The 20897-nt window shown below is 43.9% G+C and carries 21 protein-coding genes and 1 riboswitch; all 21 genes read right to left on the bottom strand.

The annotated features are described in order from the left end of the window. Positions 1–188 precede the first annotated feature (188 nt). Positions 189–920: a 2-phosphosulfolactate phosphatase gene (locus UF75_RS06450; RefSeq protein WP_045573784.1), complete on the bottom strand. Its 732-nt coding sequence runs from the start codon at positions 918–920 to the stop codon at positions 189–191. A 143-nt stretch (positions 921–1063) separates the two neighbouring features. Then, entirely contained in the window at positions 1064–1876 is an 813-nt protein-coding gene (locus UF75_RS06445) for a lipoate--protein ligase family protein (protein ID WP_045573783.1), read from the bottom strand. Further along, complete coding sequence (locus tag UF75_RS06440; protein WP_045573782.1) at positions 1873–2859, bottom strand: radical SAM protein; 987 nt, start codon at positions 2857–2859, stop codon at positions 1873–1875. Before UF75_RS06440 ends, UF75_RS06445 begins: the two co-directional genes overlap by 4 nt. Continuing rightward, a complete protein-coding gene (locus UF75_RS06435) occupies positions 2856–3743 on the bottom strand; it encodes a radical SAM protein (RefSeq protein ID WP_045573781.1) in 888 nt (295 codons plus the stop codon). The genes UF75_RS06440 and UF75_RS06435 overlap by 4 nt, the downstream gene beginning before the upstream one ends. Positions 3744–3886: 143 nt before the next feature. Next, the gene (gcvPB, locus tag UF75_RS06430; protein WP_045573780.1) at positions 3887–5353 is read right to left on the bottom strand and encodes an aminomethyl-transferring glycine dehydrogenase subunit GcvPB; all 1467 of its coding nucleotides are present in this window, start codon (positions 5351–5353) and stop codon (positions 3887–3889) included. After that, positions 5350–6690: an aminomethyl-transferring glycine dehydrogenase subunit GcvPA gene (gcvPA, locus tag UF75_RS06425; protein WP_045573779.1), complete on the bottom strand. Its 1341-nt coding sequence runs from the start codon at positions 6688–6690 to the stop codon at positions 5350–5352. The genes gcvPB and gcvPA overlap by 4 nt, the downstream gene beginning before the upstream one ends. Before the next feature lies 1 nt (position 6691). Then, positions 6692–7078 carry a glycine cleavage system protein GcvH gene (gene gcvH, locus UF75_RS06420; protein WP_045573778.1) on the bottom strand — a complete coding sequence of 129 codons (387 nt, stop codon included), beginning with the start codon at positions 7076–7078 and terminating at the stop codon, positions 6692–6694. 156 nt (positions 7079–7234) lie between these two features. Continuing rightward, positions 7235–8332 carry a glycine cleavage system aminomethyltransferase GcvT gene (gcvT, locus tag UF75_RS06415; RefSeq protein ID WP_045573777.1) on the bottom strand — a complete coding sequence of 366 codons (1098 nt, stop codon included), beginning with the start codon at positions 8330–8332 and terminating at the stop codon, positions 7235–7237. A 390-nt stretch (positions 8333–8722) separates the two neighbouring features. Continuing rightward, a riboswitch (glycine riboswitch) is annotated at positions 8723–8831 on the bottom strand. Between the two features lie 105 nt (positions 8832–8936). After that, positions 8937–11711, bottom strand: coding sequence for an isoleucine--tRNA ligase (gene ileS / locus UF75_RS06410; protein ID WP_045573776.1), 2775 nt, complete (start codon positions 11709–11711; stop codon positions 8937–8939). Between the two features lie 155 nt (positions 11712–11866). Further along, positions 11867–12340, bottom strand: a complete 474-nt coding sequence (locus UF75_RS06405) for a hypothetical protein (RefSeq protein ID WP_045573775.1) — start codon at positions 12338–12340, stop codon at positions 11867–11869. Between the two features lie 91 nt (positions 12341–12431). Beyond that, entirely contained in the window at positions 12432–12893 is a 462-nt protein-coding gene (locus UF75_RS06400; protein ID WP_045573774.1) for a DivIVA domain-containing protein, read from the bottom strand. An 11-nt stretch (positions 12894–12904) separates the two neighbouring features. After that, on the bottom strand, positions 12905–13702 hold the full coding sequence (locus UF75_RS06395; protein WP_045573773.1) for a YlmH/Sll1252 family protein: 798 nt from the start codon (positions 13700–13702) through the stop codon (positions 12905–12907). A 1-nt stretch (position 13703) separates the two neighbouring features. Beyond that, positions 13704–13940 (bottom strand): YggT family protein, encoded by a 237-nt coding sequence (locus tag UF75_RS26865; RefSeq protein WP_242860141.1) that lies wholly within the window; start codon positions 13938–13940, stop codon positions 13704–13706. 42 nt (positions 13941–13982) lie between these two features. Next, positions 13983–14426, bottom strand: coding sequence for a cell division protein SepF (gene sepF / locus UF75_RS06390; protein WP_045573772.1), 444 nt, complete (start codon positions 14424–14426; stop codon positions 13983–13985). A gap of 91 nt (positions 14427–14517) precedes the next feature. After that, positions 14518–15216, bottom strand: a complete 699-nt coding sequence (locus tag UF75_RS06385) for a YggS family pyridoxal phosphate-dependent enzyme (RefSeq protein ID WP_045573771.1) — start codon at positions 15214–15216, stop codon at positions 14518–14520. Between the two features lie 67 nt (positions 15217–15283). Beyond that, on the bottom strand, positions 15284–16213 hold the full coding sequence (locus tag UF75_RS06380; RefSeq protein ID WP_045573770.1) for an HlyD family efflux transporter periplasmic adaptor subunit: 930 nt from the start codon (positions 16211–16213) through the stop codon (positions 15284–15286). A 62-nt stretch (positions 16214–16275) separates the two neighbouring features. Next, entirely contained in the window at positions 16276–17649 is a 1374-nt protein-coding gene (locus UF75_RS06375) for a HAMP domain-containing sensor histidine kinase (RefSeq protein WP_045573769.1), read from the bottom strand. 5 nt (positions 17650–17654) lie between these two features. After that, a complete protein-coding gene (locus UF75_RS06370) occupies positions 17655–18341 on the bottom strand; it encodes a response regulator transcription factor (protein ID WP_045573768.1) in 687 nt (228 codons plus the stop codon). A 12-nt stretch (positions 18342–18353) separates the two neighbouring features. Beyond that, positions 18354–19232 carry a peptidoglycan editing factor PgeF gene (gene pgeF / locus UF75_RS06365; protein ID WP_045573767.1) on the bottom strand — a complete coding sequence of 293 codons (879 nt, stop codon included), beginning with the start codon at positions 19230–19232 and terminating at the stop codon, positions 18354–18356. A gap of 332 nt (positions 19233–19564) precedes the next feature. Next, the gene (locus UF75_RS06360) at positions 19565–19840 is read right to left on the bottom strand and encodes a YlmC/YmxH family sporulation protein (protein ID WP_045573807.1); all 276 of its coding nucleotides are present in this window, start codon (positions 19838–19840) and stop codon (positions 19565–19567) included. 270 nt (positions 19841–20110) lie between these two features. Then, positions 20111–20884: an RNA polymerase sporulation sigma factor SigG gene (sigG, locus tag UF75_RS06355; RefSeq protein WP_045573766.1), complete on the bottom strand. Its 774-nt coding sequence runs from the start codon at positions 20882–20884 to the stop codon at positions 20111–20113. Between the last annotated feature and the right edge of the window lie 13 nt (positions 20885–20897).

Below are 20897 nucleotides of genomic sequence, written 5' to 3'. Positions count from 1 at the left end.
TTTCCTAGTATGCACTGAAAAAATAAAAAAACCTGGCTAATGCCAAGTTTTCAAATTGGCAGAAGATACATTAACTGTACTTCTGCTATTATACTTCATTTAAAATTATAAAAAAATTTATTATTTGTTCACATTATTTAGAAAAATAACCAATAATTAAAAAGGTTGAACGCTAGGAATCATCAGCTTTATTCCCCCGTCGACCACACAATTTCGCCTTCTTGAAACACTGGCACGATCGGCAGAATGTTAGGCGTAGAGCAATAGATTAAATCACGTTCAAAACCTAAAGAAATAAGCTTTTTTCCGTGAACCGAATTACGGATCGTGTCTACAAGATGATCCTCTGAGCTTCGGTATAGCATACGCGCAGCTTCCCCGAGATCATTGAGTGAACTATCCATTCCCATCGCTTCAATAAACATTCCTGCACATAGTGTGTCCGGGAGGTCAAAACGATCTTCCGTGCCCGCGCAAATCACCACGATTCCTTCGAGTTTTTGATTTCTATCAAATTCCCTCAAAATCGCCAAGACGATACTTTGCATATTTATAAAAGAAGCAATCCAGATCATGGGAGCAGCGATTGAATCTCGTATTGCCCGAGTACCGTTAGTAGTCGTCATTATGACTCTTCTGCCCCCCACTTTTTCCGGAACATAGTCAAACGGCGAATTACCTAGATCAAACCCTTCAATTATTAGCGAATCTCGTTCCCCTCCCAATAATGAGCCAGGAATAGTTAAACGTTTTTCAAGCGCTTCTTCCGAAGTCAGCACAGGAATAATTGCTTGGCACCCATTTGCCAAAGCAGTTACTATAGTACTTGTCGCCCTTAAAACATCAATTACGATCACTAATTTATCTTCTAAATAGGGCATCCGCGGAGAACCAGCACTTGGTAATACTTCAATCTGCATACGATCACCCCCCCATTAAGGAAATGTCCATTATGGCATAATTTCAAATGTACTTAAAAATTAGTTATTCTATTTGTATATATTCAACTTTTTTGTCGTAAATCCTGCAATTTTTTCAAATAATGAATAATCACCAGCTCCAGCTATCGTTTTTTCGTCCAATCATCTGATCGGTATTTAAGGAGCGCCTCTTCCTTCAAGAGCATTTCTTGATCTGTTAGTTGACTATTTAAGAGTTCAATTCCCATAATATCGCAAAAACCGGAACAAATTTCTCGTTCTAACTCTTCGCGTTCAATAGGTCGTGTCCACACTTCATCCAGTGCACAAGCTTTAGCCTTAAACCCTGCCAGCAATCTCTCTCTTACCCCATCGCTTGAAAACTTAAGAAGCTTTAAGAGCCGCTCAACATCAAAATGGAGCAAAATGGACCCATGTTGTAGGAGCACCCCCTCTTTCCGAACCTGAGCACTCCCTACAAGTTTACGACCATCAACAACTAATTCATACCAAGAGGGAGCATCGAAACACATAGCAGATCTATCCTGCAGTTTTCCTCCGCTGGTAACCATTTCGGCATCAACCCCCAAGGTTCTAAACCCTTTTAATAGAGCTTGACTAATCTTCAGATAGGATTCAATCACTGTCCCAGTGACGTTAGGATTTAGCTCCGGGGCTATAACACTATAAGTCAGTTCATATTCGTGTAATACTGCCCTTCCGCCCGTTGGACGACGAACAATATCGATCCCTTCAACCCGGCAGGACACTTCATCGACCTCTTTATTGTAACTTTGAGCATAACCTAAAGAAAGAGTCGCAGGGTTCCACCCGTAAAATCTTAGCACCGGTTGAGGTTCCACTGTATGGGCCATTGAAAGAAGAAGCGCTTCGTCTATGGCCATATTTTCTGCACCACTATGCACTGCATATGGTAAATATCGCCAAGTTGTCATACTCTACTCCTTCCTCGGTCCTCATTAGGCTTCGCTTCTACTTTGATATATCCCCAAGCGACTTCAACTTCATTAGGAGTTAGAAGCCTAGGATAATTAAAGAGTTCTTCTCCGGGAGTTTCGTTATAGTACGGTCGATTACATCCCTTGCACCCAGAGGTCTGAAATGGCGCTCCCCCCCGCGTGTTTTGGAGTTCATCGATATTCAGGTAGAAATCAACGACTTTACCCTCATGAAAACGGAATTGATCTGCTCGTGCCAAGCCTTGCCGAATTAGATCGTGGGCGACCTGTATTCGACGATAATGAGGCATTTTCGGTGGTTTTATTCCTTCCATGCGCGTCCCTTTGACTGGCGTGAATGCAAAGAGTGCGACAGTAATTCCACGATCGTACAGGGTCTGAAGACAGTTAACCATCTCTTCTTCACTTTCCCCTAACCCAACAATCAAGTGTGTCGCCATGTGCCCAGGAAACTTTTCTGCTGCTTCAAGGAGTAACGTAAAGCGTTCTTTCCAGGATCCATCTTTAGTTTGAGCATATATCTCCGGTGTCGCTCCATCCAATGCAATACTGATATGATCGACGCCAAGATCCAATAATTCTTTAACTTCTTCAAGGGTGCGTGGTCCTGCGGACACACAAATTGGTAAGCGGGAATTGTCTCTTACCCGTTTTACCCATTCCTTAGTTTCTTCCAAAGCGACCCGGTCTTGCACCACTTGAAAACAAACTCGCTGCAATACCGATTGGGCCTCCGGAAAATCCAACCGTTCAAGAACTTCTTTCCCTTCAAATTTTGGCCAACTGATTCTGGAAAGGAGATCTGCTCGAGCGCCGCTATTACGCGCTTGCGCGCAAAAGGCGCAGTCGAATCGGCAATGTTCTCCAACCATCAGATAAGCGGTGGTAGGTAGAGCGTCCGCTTTAACCTTTTTCAGGCCTAACACTTTTGCTGTACCTAAAGAACATCGAATCGTCATAGTGCACAACACTCCTCTCCTTTGATCACTCGCAACCCCAATTCTTCTGCTCTACGACGCGCCCTTGGGGTTGGCATAACTAGCCGGTTTAAACCTAAAGAGACCGCTGCTTCATCTAAAATTTGACGATATTTCCCTTTGGGGCGCATACAACCTAAAGCTAATGGCACGTCTGGAAAACGCAATCTGGCCTTAGCTAAGAAACGAACAACCTCCTCCACTGGAAGCGGCTGACGTAAGGCATATCTGGTCCCCGGTGTCGGAATAAAAACATTGAATACTAGTCCAGTGAACCCGAGTTCTTGGAGCGCATCCAAAGCCCTTTCCTCTCCACCCCATTCTCCCCCTCTCAGGCCAAGGGTTAGATGGGGAATAACCGGAACGACTTCTTGAAGTCCAAGGTAAACACGGCGGTAGTCTTCAGGCCCCTGCTTTAGCCCATAAACCTCTTGTATTGTTTCGCGGTCGGCAACAAAATCGAACGAGACAACGTCCGCTAAACCTTTCAGCAAAGAGATTTCCTTCCCATCCAGCAATCCAACATGAAAATTCAAACGCACACTCTGTTTAAGATTATATAGAAACTCCAGATGTTCTTCAAATGGAACTTTCCCCTCAAAAGTACACCCTCCACTCACGAGTGCACTCCGAAACGTTAAGTTAGAATCGAGCGACCCATCAATTTTTATTTCACTAACACTCCGCATTCCTTTGAGGTAATGTCCCCCACAGTGTGCACAATTCAAGGCACAAGCCTGCCCGGTAAGCGTAATGCTCTCCGTCAAGGAAGGAAAGTCAAACCATATTTCGTCGGCAAAATGTTTCTTCCGCGCCTCCCAAGCGCAACGAATCAACACTTTAGTCTCTAATTCTCCAGATTCCATCTCTTCCTCCTCTTCGTAATTCCGGGAAAAGCCGCCCTTAAAGAGCGGCTTTACTTATAACTAAGTATATTCTGTTGCTATCACTAATCTCCTGCTTCTAAGTTGTCGATAAGTGGCGTAAAGCCCTTGGATAAGTTCGACCGCTAATTACTCTCTTTGCGCCAACGTAAGTTAGGCTTCCGTACCGCACCCACTTCATCTAACCGCGTCACTAACGTAGTATAGGGAGCATTCTTAACCAGGTCTGGAGTACTAGTAGCTTCCTCTGCAATCTTAATGAGGATCTTAGCAAATTCGTCCAGTGTTTCAATGCTTTCAGTCTCCGTGGGCTCAATCATCATAGCCTCTTCAACAATGATTGGGAAATAAATGGTCGGAGGATGATAACCATAATCTAATAAACGCTTAGCAATATCTAACGTATGCACCCCAGTAGCCTTAAGATTTTTCGGGGTAATAATAAATTCATGTTGACAAACCCTATCGAAGGGCAGGAAGTAATGTTCTTTAAGAATGCTCATTAAATAATTGGCATTCAAAACTGCATTTTCTGAAGCAGAGCGCAAACCTTCTCCACCAAGGCTACGTATATAAGCGTATGCTCTAACCAATATCGAGAAATTAGCGTAAAACGAGCGAACCCGTCCGATCGAAAGAGGCATATCATACTTTAATGTGAAGGTATCATCTTCTCTTCGCACCACCACTGGTTTGGGGAGAAATGGAGCTAAAAACTCTTTAACCCCCACTGGGCCTGATCCTGGTCCTCCACCTCCGTGAGGTGTGGAGAACGTCTTGTGCAAATTGAGATGTATTACATCAAAGCCCATGTCACCAGGACGGGTGATACCCATAATCGCATTGGTATTCGCTCCATCATAGTATAATAACCCCCCTGCGTCATGAACCAGCTTTGTAATTTGTTGAATATTTTCATCGAACAGACCCACAGTATTGGGATTTGTCAGCATTAGTGCTGCAACTTCATCATTAACGACTTTTTTCAAAGCCTCCAGATCAACTCCACCACGGTCGTTGGAGGGAATCTGAATAATTTCATATCCGGCCATCGCCGCCGTTGCAGGATTCGTTCCATGAGCAGAATCTGGAACAATCACTTTCGTGCGTTTATGATCTCCACGGTGAGCATGATAAGCTTTGATAATTAATATCCCGGTCATTTCCCCATGGGCACCGGCAGCTGGCTGAAGAGTAAACTCATCCATTCCTGCCAATTCGCAGAGATCCTCTTGTAGTTCTGCCATTAGCTGCAAAGCACCTTGAGTCAAAGCCTCAGGCTGATAAGGGTGAAGAGCTGTAAAGCCAGTCTGACGAGCCAACATTTCATTAACCTTTGGGTTATATTTCATAGTACAAGATCCTAATGGATAAAACCCGGTGTCCACTCCATGATTGAACGTCGAAAGGCGAGTAAAGTGACGAACCACGTCCACTTCAGCCAATTCTGGGAGTTGTGGTTCTTGTTGCCGTAATAAAGAGTTAGGTATTAAAGTTTCAACTGGAACTTCAGGTACATCACATGAAGGTAAACTAACCGCACTTCGCCCAGGAGCACTGAGATCAAAAATTAGTGGTTCTAATGCTTTCATTGGATTTCCCCCAATCTGGCCACGAGCCGGTCAATATCAGCTTTACTCTTTGTTTCAGTCACACAGAATAGGAGGTGATGATCTAATTCCGGATAGAAGCGAGCTAAATCAAGTCCCCCGATAATCTGATCTTTTAATAGCATAGCATTGACTCGAGCTGGTTCAATCTCCGTCTCAATGACAAATTCATGGAAGAACGGTCCTGAAAAAGCCATCTTCATTCCAGGAATTTTGGCAATCCCCTGCGCAGCATAGTGTGCATTCTGTAAATTCAAATACGCTAAGTCTTTAAGCCCGGTTTTTCCAAGCGCACTCAAATGCATGGTAAAGGCTAAGGCGCAAAGCGCTTCATTAGAGCATATATTGGAAGTTGCCTTTTCACGACGAATGTGTTGTTCACGAGCCTGAAGCGTTAGAACAAACCCTTTCTTACCGTTTTTGTCCGTCGTTGCCCCAACAATCCGTCCCGGCATCCTTCGAACGAACTTATCTCGGCAGGCTAAAAAGCCTAAGTACGGACCTCCAAAATTCAGAGGATTCCCAAAAGGCTGCCCCTCACCGACCACAATATCAGCCCCACATTCGCCTGGGGGTTTAAGTAAACCCAAAGAAACTGGATTGACTGACATAACCACCAAAACCCCTTTAGCATGGGCCAGGTGTACTATTTCTTCCGCTTTTTCGATGCCACCAAAGAAATTAGGATTTTGGATAAGTATGCCCGCAACATCCTCTTGAAGTGCCGCCTCCAGAGCGGATCGATCAGTCTCACCATTCTCAAAAGGGATTTCTACGAGTTCAACGCCCCGCGGGGGTAGATAAGTCTTGAGAACGTCCCGATAGTCAGGATGCACCGTTTGAAGCACGAGCACCTTGTCCCTACGTGTCGCATCACAAGTCATGAGAGCTGCCTCTGCTAGAGCTGAGGCACCATCATACATAGAGGCGTTGGCCACATCCATCCCCGTTAGTTCACAGACTAACGTTTGATATTCGTAAATTGCCTGTAAGGTCCCCTGACTAATTTCGGGCTGATACGGCGTATAGGCTGTATAAAACTCAGAACGTAACAACAATTGGTCTACGAAACTTGGGATGTAATGTTCATAAGCCCCAGCTCCCAAGTAAGAAGTATACTCTTCTACAGTCTTATTCTGATTAGCCAATCCTTTTACGTGTTTCACTAAATCCTGTTCAGACATTCCTCCGCGAATAGCTAAGGGACGTTGTAGGCGAACCTCCTGAGGAATATCCACAAAGAGTTCCTCGACTGACTTAACCCCAATACGGGCTAAGAGCCGATCCTTTTGGCTGTCCGTATTCGGTACAAAGTTCATTCTAATGTTCCTCCTGTGCTAAATACGTTTCGTATTCGGCAGCCGACATCATGTTATCTAGAGGGGATAAATCCTCGACTTCAACTTTAACCAACCAGCCTTCACCATAGGGATCACTGTTCAGCAAATCTGGTGAATCCATGACCTGAGTATTCACTTCTACTACTTTTCCACTCACCGAAGCGTAAATATCTGATACCGCTTTCACTGACTCTACAGTTCCATAAGATTTCCCAGCCGTTACCGTTACGCCTTCCTCCGGGAGCTCAACAAATACAACATCTCCAAGACTATCCTGGGCATGATCTGTTATCCCAAACGTTACAATATTACCTTCAACTCTAGCATATTCATGTTCTTTGTTATACTTCAGTTCAACTGGATTCATACGATCATCCTCCTCATATTTTGGTTATCTTACCCTCATTAAAGGGAAATACCATTAAAAATAGTCGTCAACTAACGAATCTTATAATTTATAAAACGTCTTAATTCGCAATTGACTTGATAATCATTTCTTCGAACCACGAACTACGAACTACGATTATTTTCCTCGCTTGTAAAATAAGGAAGGGATAATCTTAGCCTTCACTGCCTTTTCCCGAATAATAACGTCAATAATTTCGCCTTGAATCGCCAAGTCAGAGCGGATTAACCCCAATGCGATATTTTTGTTAAGAGTTGGGGAAAATGAACCGGAGGTAACAAATCCAATTTCTTGACCATTTTTTTGTAGCGGATAATGAGATCGGGCAATTCCCCGCTCAATCATTTCTAAACCTACTAGCTTTCGTGGAATTCTGTTTTCTTTTTGAGCAAGGAGTACCTCGCGACCGATAAACCTTTCTTTATCTAGTTTCACGAAAATACCTAGCCCAGCTTCTAACGGAGAAATTTCAGCTCCTAATTCATGTCCATATAAAGGGAGCCGAGCTTCGAAGCGCAGTGTGTCGCGGGCTCCCAATCCAATGGGTTGTACCCCCTCCGGTGCACCCGTCTCCAAGATCTTCCTCCATAATTTACGGCCGTATTCAGGTGAAACATAAATCTCAAATCCATCTTCCCCCGTATAACCTGTTCGCGAAATTAGGCTCGGTATCCCATCAATTTCACCATGAGTAAACCCATAATATTTAATTTGTGCTAAATCAGTCTTTGTGATACGTTGTAAAATCGCTTCTGATAGAGGTCCTTGCAAAGCGAGTTGCGCGTATTGTTCAGAAACGTTCTCAACACTTACGTTAAACTTTTCAGCTTGCTCGACAATCCAAGCATAATCCTTATCGACATTTGAGGCATTTACAACAAGAAAAAAGCGTTCCTCATTATAGCGATAAACGAGCAAATCGTCGACAACACCGCCGTTTGGATAACACATTGGAGAATAAAGAATTTTCCCATCTTCTAGCTTACTAGCATCATTGGTAATCAGCATTTGAACAAAGGCCAAGGCCTCTGTCCCGCGAACATCAATCTCGCCCATATGCGAGACATCAAATAGCCCCGCCTTTGTCCGGACGGCATGGTGTTCTTCAATCACGCCAGCATATTGGACAGGCATTTCCCATCCGCCAAAGTCAATCAATTTGGCCTTCGCGGCCGTATGTTCCTCATATAGTGGGGTACGTTTTACTTCAACCATATTCGAACACCTCCTCTTTCTAGATCAACATTAGATCTAACCGATCTGTGGCGCTTTCTGGTACCGACAGACAGTCGGGAACCATCGCTCTGAAAGCTCATTTAGCATTAGACATCCCTCATATTATTCCACTAAGTTTCTGAGACCACCCGGGAAATGATTCCAAAAACCCAATAAAGAAAACTTGGCTGGCGCCAAGCCTTGCGAAGGCGGCCGCCTTAGTTGCCCTTATACTTCCAGAAAGTATATAACGAAGTTATACTTTCTGACTAGTATAAAAAAGGACAGAGGAAATGCGTTATCGCACTTCCTCTGTCCTTGAACCTGAGAGATTCGCCGCTTTGCGGCTTCCCCTTTGGTGTTCTCTTTATGAGAAACTCTCCAGAGTCCCGTCTACTAGCAGTACTTTTGCCTGAGAGTTTGCTCCTTAAAAAAAGCGATTTTTAAGGAATTTCTCCTTCGGCGCCTAGATTTCCCAGATCTCTCCCGCTAGTATCATTCGGATATTAAACTATTGCTATTATTCTATATAATATGCTATTTTCTCTATTAAGTCTACTGGGATTTTCTTGATTAAGCGAACTCATAGTTCAGTGCTGGAAAATCATGAATTTAGACTTTTAACCACTCCACTACAACGTGGGCAAATCGTCGGATGTTCAGCATCTTTTCCGACTTCCTCATGAAACATCCAGCAACGTTCACATTTTTCTCCCTTAGCTGGCTGTACCCAGATCCCTAAACCCTCGTGAACTTCCGCTTGTTGTACTCCCTCTGGTCTTTCTTCCTCGGGCTTATGCACTGTTAATCCAGAAACTATGAAAATTTCCGCAAGATTCGGGACCTTCTGCAAGAAACCATACTGTTCGTCCGTTGGATAAAGATCCACTTGTGCAGTTAACGGATGATTAATCAATTTTTCCTGACGCGCTTTTTCTAACGCTTTTGAGACATCCGTTCGCAATGCCAAGATCTGATCCCAAGTGTCCACCATGGTCTCGTTCATCCACTCAGAATTCACCTTCGGCATTTCCGCCATTTGAATATTTTCTATAGTCTTATCTCCAGGGATATACCGCCAGATTTCTTCCGTAATAAAGGACAAAACGGGCGCTAGGAGACGAACCAGAGAATCAAGAACTTCGTATAGGACCGTCTGAGCGGAACGACGAGTATGGGAGTTCTTTCCTTCTACATACAGCCTATCTTTAACAATGTCCAGATAAATGGCGCTTAACTCGACCGTGCAAAAATTATGAATTGTATGGTAGACCCAGTGAAATTCATAGCTTTCATATCCTTGGAGAACTCGTTCGACAACCTTAGAGAGCTTAAGCAGAGCCCAGCGGTCAATTTCCTGAAGATCTTGATAGGAAACTTTATCCTTCGCAGGATCAAAATCATTAAGATTACTTAACAAAAAGCGCAGGGTGTTACGAATTTTCCGATAGGCTTCGGACATTTGCTTCATAATCCGAGGAGATGCAGCTACATCATTTTTATAATCCACAGAACTAACCCATAAACGCAAAATATCCGCACCCAATTCTTGAACGACCTTAAGCGGGTCTACTCCGTTACCCAGCGATTTCGACATTTTACGCCCTTGCTCGTCGACAACAAAGCCATGCGTCAGTACATTACGGTAAGGTGCTTGACCAAACGCAGCCACTCCTGTCGATAAAGAGGAGTTGAACCAGCCACGGTGCTGATCAGAACCTTCCAAATAGAGATCTGCAGGCCAAGCCAGATGCTCTCGTTGTTTCAAGACCCCAGCATGACTTGTACCGGAATCAAACCATACGTCCATAATATCTGTCTCTTTACGGAAGCTGTTCCCGCCACAATCACAAGTAAACCCTTCAGGTAACAATTCCTTGGCAGAATGAGCGAACCATGCGTCAGACCCCTCTTGGCGGAATATTTCCTGGACAAACGAGATCGTTTGGTTATTCACCAATACCTTTCCACAATCCTCACAATAGAAGATGGGAATCGGAACTCCCCAAGTCCTTTGCCGGGAAATACACCAATCTCCACGATCTGCAATCATGTTATAAATTCGATCTTTGCCCCAAGCAGGAATCCAATGCACTTTCTCAATCTCATCTAAGGCCGCTTGCCTAAATCCATCAATGGAGGCAAACCATTGTTCTGTGGCCCGGAAAATAATTGGGCTCTTGCAACGCCAACAATGGGGATAACTATGTTCAATCGTTTCCTCCATGACAAGATCCCCAGAATTCTTGAGATCCTCCACAATCGCCGGATTCGCTTTGCCAGTTTTTTGACCAACATAGACTCCTGCTTCAGAAGTGAATTTTCCTTGGTGGTCAACAGGACATAAAACGGGTAATCCATACTTTTTACCTACAAGAAAGTCATCTTCCCCATGTCCAGGCGCTGTATGAACACATCCTGTGCCAGCTTCTAAGGTAACATGTTCTCCGCAAATTAGCACAGAATCTCGATCCATCAAGGGGTTTTTGCAGATAACACCCTCGAGTTCTTTGCCCGAAAACGTCCTCTCGACTGGAAGTTCCATATTCCATAGGGAGCGTAAGGAATCCAACATTCCTTCAGCAACGATCCAATGTTCCTGTTGAGCAGTGACAACGGCATACCTTAACTCTGGATGGACGCAGATCGCAAGATTTGCTGGAAGTGTCCAAGGAGTTGTGGTCCAAATCACCACAAACGAATTTTCCTGATTAAGAATATTCAACCCATCTCGTACAGCAAATTTGACATAAATAGCATTAGCTGGCTTATCGGCATATTCAATTTCCGCTTCTGCTAAAGCTGTTTCACAAGAAGGACACCAATAAACTGGCTTTAAACCTTTGTAAATGTACCCTTTATGAGTCATGTCTCCAAAGACTCCGATTTGAGCGGCTTCATACTCCTTTTGTAAGGTCAGGTAAGGATGTTCCCAATCCCCTCTTACTCCAAGTCGCTTAAACTGTTCACGCTGAATTCCTACATATTTCTCGGCATAATCTTTACAGTTCTTTCGGAAATCTAACACTGAGACGGCGTGACGATTTACGCCCAGCTTTTTGATCACTTGTTGTTCGATCGGAAGACCATGGGTATCCCATCCTGGAACATATGGAGCGTCAAAACCCATCATTGTCTTATATTTTACGACAATATCTTTCAACACCTTATTGATCGCATGCCCAAGATGAATATCCCCATTAGCATAGGGTGGCCCGTCATGAAGGATGAATTTAGGGCGTCCTGCACGTGCCTTCTGCACCTTATCATAGAGCTGAGATTCTTCCCATGATTTAAGGATCTCAGGTTCCTTTTGAGGAAGATTCCCCCTCATTGGAAAATCCGTTTCAGGTAAATTGAGAGTATTACGATAGTCCATTTGATAGTTCCTCCTTAAATTACGATCCACGTTGTAGAGATTGATGAATGCCTCTAAATAGAAATAAATAAATAGTTAAAAATCTCGCCCCTTTAAAAGGGACGAGATCACTCGCAGTACCACCCTTGTCGCCACGGGCTTAGCCTTCAGATAAATCAGTCCTTTGAGATAACTTTGCGCAATATAGTGACCAACTTTGCTCGTTGTTCCGACTCAATCGGATCCACCATCCACAGGCACAGGAAAGAAACCTTGCGTCGCTTCCATTCCTGAACAAGGGGATCCATTTGTTCTTTGGAAAAGTACAAATGCTTAGTATCTTGAGATTGAGTCAAACTAACAACAACGCCACGTTGCTCGATTTCATCCATCGCTAAAAACGCCCGATCCAGTAGATCATCACTCCCAGTCATCAAGACATCCCCTGGGCGAAAATTTTGGTCTGATTCTGCGAAGCCGACACTAAAAATTTTCATATCCTCCTGATCTGAATCCAAATCATCTATGGAAGTTACAAGTTGAAGCTCTTGCCCTCCCGATTTTCCGACGTAAATCTGAGTCTCATCCTGATGTAACCCAAACCCTTGAATGAGAAAGTCTGGGGATATCTCACTAATTAATGTATACATCGATTTATAATCCTTCTCCTTCAAAATATCTGCCAGATTATTTTACCATGAATACAGAGTGATTAGCAACATATGACACCCCTATTATCCTTTAAGCTATACCTTCATCACGTTCTTGTAGGGTTTCCAAATCAAGGTGAGCAAGCAGAAATGACTTGAGCTGAGTCCGTAATAAATCACGTTTTCTTGAAAGTCCCTGAATTTCTTCCTGGATTTCTTCCCATTTTTCTTGAGCTTCAGACACTTTTGCCAACTTATTCTGTTCTGCCTCTCTAAGGAGAAGTGCCGCCTCATGGCGCGCAACCTCCTTCACCTCTTCAGCCGTCTGCTGGGCCAGAACAAGAGTTTGTTGCAAGGTATTCTCTATTTGACGATAGTGGCTGATTTCTGTTTCTAACCCATTTAATTTTTCTTTGAGTTCAAAGTTTTCTGCATAGGCGGATTCAAATTCCGCACTTACACTTTCGAGGAACTTTTCCACTTCTTCACATTGATAACCTCGCATCCCTTTACGGAATGTTTTATTTCGAATATCAAGAGGAGTTATTTGCATTGTTTACCCTCCTAATGCCGTTGTGACCGAAAAAGTACAATTTGCCATGCCGTCTTATCTTTGCGGGTCTGAGAGCATTCCAAAAGCTTTATTCTACCATACCCCCGGCAAGAGATCATATTATCCGGCTGTACTTCCGTCTCAGCTTTACTTACCACAACTCCATCTCTTCTTACTTTGCCTTGATTAATCCATTCCTGAGCAACTGATCTAGAAACTCTAAAAGCATTGGCAATCACCGCATCCATGCGCGAGGAATTGACTGTGACGCGACATTCCTCACCCTGATCACTATTCACGACCGGTTTCTCCGTAAAGTGTGAAACTATAATTTTTTCACGCCCCGCCTGGGTCCAATGATTTATAATAAACTGGGCAACTTCAGTAGTTGATGCAACAAAATAGCCACCCTGCCCAGGCTGAATATCCCCTAAAACATCCCGCCTAAACCCTAAGGCCATCAGAGAACCCAAGATCTGCCGATGTTCAAGTTGAGCATGCAAATCTACCGGACGCACCCAAAGAAGTGAAACGTCAGCCTCTTTAGAATCTAAGGCTTCTCCCCATGGGCCTAGGAGGATTCGAACCCGTTCTGCCTCAGGAAATCCTCCTTCAGCAATAAAAGCGAGATGTTCTTTTTTAAGGACCGCTTCAACCCAATCCCTCATGGCAAGGGTCAAAAAAGGGGTAACTTGTCTGGTCTCCCCGTCATACACTGATTCCATAAGATCTAAAATATGGGCTGCTTCTAAACGCGTATCTTTTTCATCCCAATGCCTAAGTCCACCGCGATCCATTGTATGTTTCATACTAGAAAATTTGAGCTAGAAGCCACTGAATTATATTTAGCGCAAAGATAGCAAAAAGCGGGGAGAAATCAATTGCGCTTGCAGTACCACTAAATTGAAAACGTTGAAATGGCTTGAGAATCGGGTCAGTTACATCGTAAATTACACTAACTAATTTATTATTAGACGGCGAAAATTTGGGGCCAAAAAAAGACAGAACAGCTCTAACAAAAATGGCATAGATAAGGATTGAAATCACTTTACTAATAATTTGAACAATGAATAAAATGAGAATCCCCCCTTACTTTGAACTAGGCCAAAACATTCCTTTGTCTTTAAGTTCATCGCGCATCTCACCAGAAATATCAACATTATTGGGTACGAATAAAAAGATTCCATTTCCAACTTTTTGCATATTCCCATTTAAAGCATACGTTGTCCCACTAATGAAATCGACTATACGTTTGGCAAGCGTTTTTTCTGCATTCTCGAGGTTAACAATAACGGGTCGGCGAGTTTTTAGTTGATCTGCAATGTTTTGTGCTTCCTCAAAGGAATTTGGTTCCATGACCACGACACGCATTTGCTTTTGAGTGTGTATACTTACGACTTGAGCATTTTTTCTGCTAGTACGCACTTCTTCTTGGATATTTCTTTCTCTATCATTTTCTTCTAGTATCTCTTCTTCTGGTTCCTCATCAGCAAAACCCATAATTCCGATTACCCTGTCAATTAATTTAGCCATTTAATCAAAATCCCTCCCTTTACTGGTTCATCCACTTTAAAAGATTCCCACACATAAAGTCTCAATGTCCAGCTCAAGCTGAACAAGTTCACTATCCACGCTCACCGAAAATCTGACGTCCTATACGAACAAAGGTCGCCCCTTCTTCTATAGCTAATTCAAAATCTTGACTCATTCCCATTGAAAGCTCGCGCAATTCAACACCCTCCCATTTTCGTGATTGTAATGTATCACGTAGAGCCTGAAGTTGTCGGAAAAAGCCTTGAGTTTCAGCCTTGCTTGCCTCCAAGGCTCCGATGGTCATAAACCCACGTACTTTGACATAAGGAAAATCTCTAATGGAATCTAGAAAATCAGGCACTTCCCCGGGTGTTAGCCCAGCCTTAGTCGGGTCCTCGGCAATATTGACTTGGACTAGGGTCGGCCAAGTGATACCCCGCTTTTCTCCCTGTACGTTAAGGGCTTCCAAAAGCGAAAATCGGTCAAGTGAGTGGATCATTGAAATGGTTTGATCTAAATATTTAACTTTGTTGGTCTGTAGCCTTCCCACTAGATGCCATTCACAATCATTTGGAAGAAGGGGAGCCTTCTCCAGCCATTCTTGTACACGATTCTCTGCAAATGCTCGTTGCCCAGCTCGATAGGCCTCTTCAATTGACGAAACTGGTTGGGTCTTAGACACTGCTAATAATCGGACGGTCCTAGGATCCCTTTCACAACGCTTAATTGCCTCAGCAACTCGCATACGGACTCTGACTAAGCGCTGTTCAATTTCCTCATTAACCAACATTGGAAATATCCCCTTCGCAATGAATTCTACGCTCTTTCTTAGGTTTCCTGCTTTTATAGTTCTAAACTTAGATATTTTTTACGTCGGCTACTAACCCTTCCAATCCGTCACGCGGGGTAATCACGACAGGAATACCACTTGGAATATTATCGATGCAGATTTGCTGATCATCTTGGTCAAGTATTTTAACCTTTTTGAATTGTACAACTCCCTCGCTCCATAGAAAGACTCCGAGTTCCTCCCCTTTCGTCCACAGTGCACTCTTCGGTACGAGAACTCCCGTGACTGATGGACGATAGATCCAAGTCACTTCATGACGCCTATCGGACACCGAACCATCGATATAGTAAGGAAATTGGACAATTATACCTTTGGGTTGATCTGATTTACGTAAAATCTTAGCGTTGACTGTTTGATTTCCAACCGTTATCCTCAGAGTCTTTCCTACTACAAGTCCTTCCATACTAGGAATTTCAAGAAAGGCCATGGTCGGAATGAGATTATTTACAACTTTACCCACCACTTCCCCAGTTTGAACGGTTACACCCGGAGTTTTAACCTTAGCTGTCTGAGCCAACAATTTATCCAAATCCATTGTAGTAAGATTTTGACTTGTCAGAATAGATTCTAAGCCGTCACTCTGGCGGAAAAACAACCCTCCTACCACTGCTTGAATCGCTTGAGCATTTTCACGTTTGGTTCCAGGGGCTGTACCATCCGCCTGAATGGTTCCCACTGCCTCCCCTCGCCTGAAACGTTGTCCGTCCTCCCCCAAATATTGAATTTTCCCAGAGATAGGAGCAAGAATCGATGTTTCTTGATTGGCAAAGGTCGCCATTACTTTCTGTTCATGAGTTATTGTCCCAGTTTGGGCTACCTCAAATTTTATCGTCTTAGCAGTCAAACTCGATCGAAAGGACCATACTGCACTACCAGCCAAAAGAATTAGAACTATACTCCAAAACCAATAAATCCGTTTTCTTTTATTTCCCTCCATTTTACCCTCCCTGGCCAGTTCGACGATGTTAGATGTTAGATGTTAGATGCTCTAACTACGAACTACGATTTAGCCCGTGGCAAATCACACGTAAAAACGGTTCCGAGTCCTAGCTTCGAATCAACGCTAATTTTTCCACCAATGCCTTCCACCATGTGCTTTACAATACTTAACCCAAGCCCCGTTCCCCCTTGTTCCCGGGACCGAGCCTTATCCACACGATAGAAACGTTCAAAGATCCGAGGCAAAATATCCTCTGGTATGCCACAGCCCGTATCTCCGAATTCAAGGTGGATGTCGTTTAGCCCTACTTGAGCATGGAGCCAGACACGCCCCTCAGATGTATATTTAACCGCATTTTCTAAGAGGTTTAAAAGAAGTTGACTCAGTAAGTCTTCTCCAATTAAGACTGGCGGTAAATCTTCTGGAAGAATAACCTCTACGCTAATTCCCTTGACCTGAGCAAAGCTTTGGATTACAGGTTTGATTTTTTCATAGGCGTTTTGAACGTACCCTCTTTTTTCCGAACCTACAGCCGTCCGATTTTCTCGACCTTCAAAATGGGCCAATGTCAATAGATCTTCTATAAGGCGCTGTAAACGTAAGGTTTCCGCTTGAATTATGTTCAGAAATCGGTTACGTATGGCCGGGTCTTCAGCGGCACCGTCAAGAAGTGTTTCTACAAAGCCCTTAATAGAGGTCAGGGGAGTTCTTAATTCATGCGATACATTAGCCACAAAATCTGTTCGTATTTGTTCGAGTCGACGCAACTCTGTGACATCATGTATCACGATCACTGCGCCCCGTGGTTGCCCCTGCTCGCCCAAAATCGGATTTATCTGGCTTTGTACCGTTCTTTGGGCAATTTGAGTTTCTCTTGTCGCTGAGGGCTGCCCCGCAAGCACCTTACGGGTTAAGTGTACCAATTCCGCGTCATAAGTCAGCTCTAATAGGTACTCCAGTTCGCGCTCTGATGCTCGACGTTCGAAAATCTTCTCAGCAGCAGTATTGACTAATACCACACGCCCGACATGATCAACTGCCACTACACCTTCTTGCATCCCCGCTAAAATCGCTTCCATCTTATGTGCTTCTTGTGTCCCACTTTGGACAATTTTCTCCACGTGCCTCGAAAGGCTGTTTAGCTCCACGGTGAATTGTCCAAGTTCATCCGTTGAATCTGATAAATAGATAGGTTGGAAGTCTCCCCTTGCAATTCGTTGTGTAGCAAGGTGAAACTTCTCCATACGACGAGATAATCTGCTAGCGTAAAAGTAAGTTACCCCCGTGGGAAGACATAATGCTAGAAACACAACGCCAATATCACTCCGTTGTTCGACAGAAACTAATCTCGCGCTCTCCCCAACCCAAAAAAGAAGTAGGGAAAGGGCTGTCATGGCTAAAAATAATCCGGTCAATCGCCATTTTATACTCATCTTCGTTACCCTTTAAAGCGATACCCAATCCCGCGTAATGTTTCAATGTACTCAGGGTTGGAAGGATCCCTTTCAATTTTTAGACGCAGGTGGCGCACATGGACATCAACTGTGCGGGTATCCCCATCATATTCGTACCCCCAAATTCGTTCCAGCAATTCATCCCTAGAGTATACCTTACCAGGGTGAGCAACCAATACGCGGAGTAGTTCAAACTCTTTAGGGGTTAATTCAGTTTCCTCTCCGCGCACATGAACGCGAAAACCGTTTATATCAATCCTCAATTCTCCGCGAACAATCTGGGCGTCAGCTTTCTCGTTTGTGTTGACACGACGCAAGCAAGCTTTAATACGAGCTATTAATTCGCGGGGGCTAAACGGTTTAGTCATATAATCGTCTGCTCCTAGTTCAAGCCCTAACACTTTATCGATGAGCTCTCCTTTAGCGGTTAACATAATGATAGGAACGTGTTGAAACCCGGGAATTAAACGAAGCCTTCGGCAAACTTCCAGACCGTCCATTCCTGGCAACATCAGATCAAGTACAATAAGATCGGGGTTTTCCTTATTAACACGGTCTAAGGCTTCCTTCCCATCTTTAGCGACACTAACCAAGTAACCTTCCTTTTCTAAATTAAATCGAAGGAGTTCTTGAATCGGTTCCTCATCGTCAACCACTAAGATTGTTGCCAACTAACTCACCCCCTAATCGAGGCTCGAGGTTCGAGGCACGAAGTTCGAATATTCCGTACCTCTCGTACCTCGCGCATCGTGCATCGCGCTTCGCTTACTGATCCACCCTGCCATTCGGCCAGTTCGTGCACCTTCCCGACGATGTGAGAAAAACCAATTAGGATTGTCTGCGGTGCAAGTTGCAGCAATATCTATGTTTTCCGGGCGAATCCCTTTTTCCAAGAGCAGTGTTCGATTAGCTTCCCATAAGTCGAGCAGGTAGTGTCTATCTTCTTGCGGATGTAGAAAAGATGTTTTTTTATAATTCAGACGAAACTGCTCAGCAACCCTTTCATCGACTGAATAACAGCAAGGACCAATGCTGGGCCCGATAGCAACCCATGCATTTTCAGTACACCCACCAGCTTCTTCGAAACATTCAATGACTCTTTGTCCGATTTTTTGAGCAGTACCTTTCCAACCAGCGTGAGCAATTCCTACTGCCTTAAGATCGGGGTAATAGAAAAATAGAGGAACACAATCAGCAAAAAAGGCCATGAGCCCAAGAGTACTCTGTGTCAATAATCCATCAACCGCCGGAATTGCCGTTTCTAGCTCGCGAAAACCACGCCCTCCGTCTTCTTCATTAACCCATTCCACATTCGTACCATGAACCTGCTCTCCGACAACAACCCTTGACCAAGGAACCTTCCAAAGGCCTAGCCAACGCTCTCGGTTTTCCAGAACTGCTAGAGGATTATCCCCCACATGAAACCCTAAATTGAACCTATCGTATGGAACTTGACTTACTCCCCCAACCCGAGTCGAAAAGCCCAAGTCAATTCCTTCCGCTTGCCATTTCGGGAGGGTTAGGTAGGTTAAATCCCCTTGTCTATGCCACTTCCAACTCATCCCTTAAGCTCCTTCGATTCCCGATAAGAAAATTCCGATAATGATACATTCTTACATAGTACAAATATATCATTTAATATGCTTGAGAACAAACCTGCCAAAAGTCCTATTTATGAGGATTTCTGTACAAATATAACGATTTTTGTTTAACTTTGGAGAATTCGTTCAGTTAAAACTGAACATTGTACTCTAGATTGGAACTCTACTCGCCAAAGTTATAAGAACCCCATAGAACTAAAGGCACGAAACTTAGATAATAAGCAAACAAGCATAAAGCCCTATTCCCGAAAGAAAAGGCGATTATGCTTGAAACTAGGTAACTGTATGAGGGCCTACCGACGGTCTTCGTTTTCAAGATTAAATTCAGGCAGATCATTGACATCAACTAAAATGACATCAACCCCTATCTTTTTAACGCGATCCCAAGGGATAATATAATCCTCCGTCTTACCACCACCAAAGAGCCCCCAACTTTTTGACGGTCCCGGCACAATAATTCCTTTGACAACACCCCGTTCTAAATCGAGGTCTAGGTCTTTGATGGGCCCTAGCCTTCGTCCATCCTTAACATTTACGACATCCAATAATCGCAAATCCGAAACGCGCATTTTAGACCCCCCCCTTAATCGAGGCTCGATGCGCGAGGCTCGAGGTTCGATCATGGAGCCACCCCCTCGTGCATCGTATATGTCATCATATGAGGGAAGGTCTTAAAATAGCCCTAATGCGAGGCTCGATGTTCGAGGCGCGAAACGCGAATATTATATATCACACCTCTAGCGTATCGTATATGCTCTAATCGAGCCCCGAGGCTCGATATTCGAATACTGCACACACACTATAATCGTGCTTCGTGCTTCGTGCTTCGTGCATCGCATTCACACAAACTTGCGCATGTGTTGCATCGCGGCTTTCTCAAGACGAGATACCTGTGCCTGAGAGATTCCAATCTCATCCGCAACTTCCATCTGGGTTTTCCCTTGAAAAAAGCGCAAAGACAAGATTAATTTTTCTCGTTCACTTAAGCGTCGCAAGGCTTCCCGTACAGCAAGTCCTTCGACCCAACCTGTATCCGACTGCTTATCATCCCCTATTTGATCCATGACAAAAATAGGATCTCCTCCATCATGATAGATGGGTTCAAATAACGAAATCGGTTCTTGGATGGCATCTAAAGCAAAAACAACGTCTTCTCTCGGCAGAGCAAGCTTATGGGCGATCTCTGCAACTGTGGGTTCACAAGAACGTTCACTAACCAACTGATCCCGGACTTGAAGTGCCTTATAAGCAATATCACGCAGAGACCGACTTACTCGAATTGGATTATTATCTCTTAAATAACGACGTATTTCCCCGATTATCATGGGTACGGCGTAAGTAGAGAACTTTACATTCTGACCAAGATCAAAATTATCAATCGCTTTCATTAACCCTATACAACCTACTTGAAAAAGGTCATCTACATATTCTCCACGATTCGTAAACCGCTGAATCACACTGAGAACAAGACGGAGATTCCCATGAATAAGTTTGTCTCGAGCACTGCGATTTCCAGCTTGATAAATCACAAACAACTCTTTCATCTTCACGCTGGACAATACAGGCAACTTCGAGGTGTTCACTCCACAAATCTCAACTTTATTTAATGCCAATCTAAGAGCACCT

Source organism: Desulfosporosinus sp. I2 (assembly GCF_000960765.1).
Classification (GTDB): domain Bacteria; phylum Bacillota; class Desulfitobacteriia; order Desulfitobacteriales; family Desulfitobacteriaceae; genus Desulfosporosinus.
This window is presented reverse-complemented; position numbering and strand designations above follow the sequence as displayed.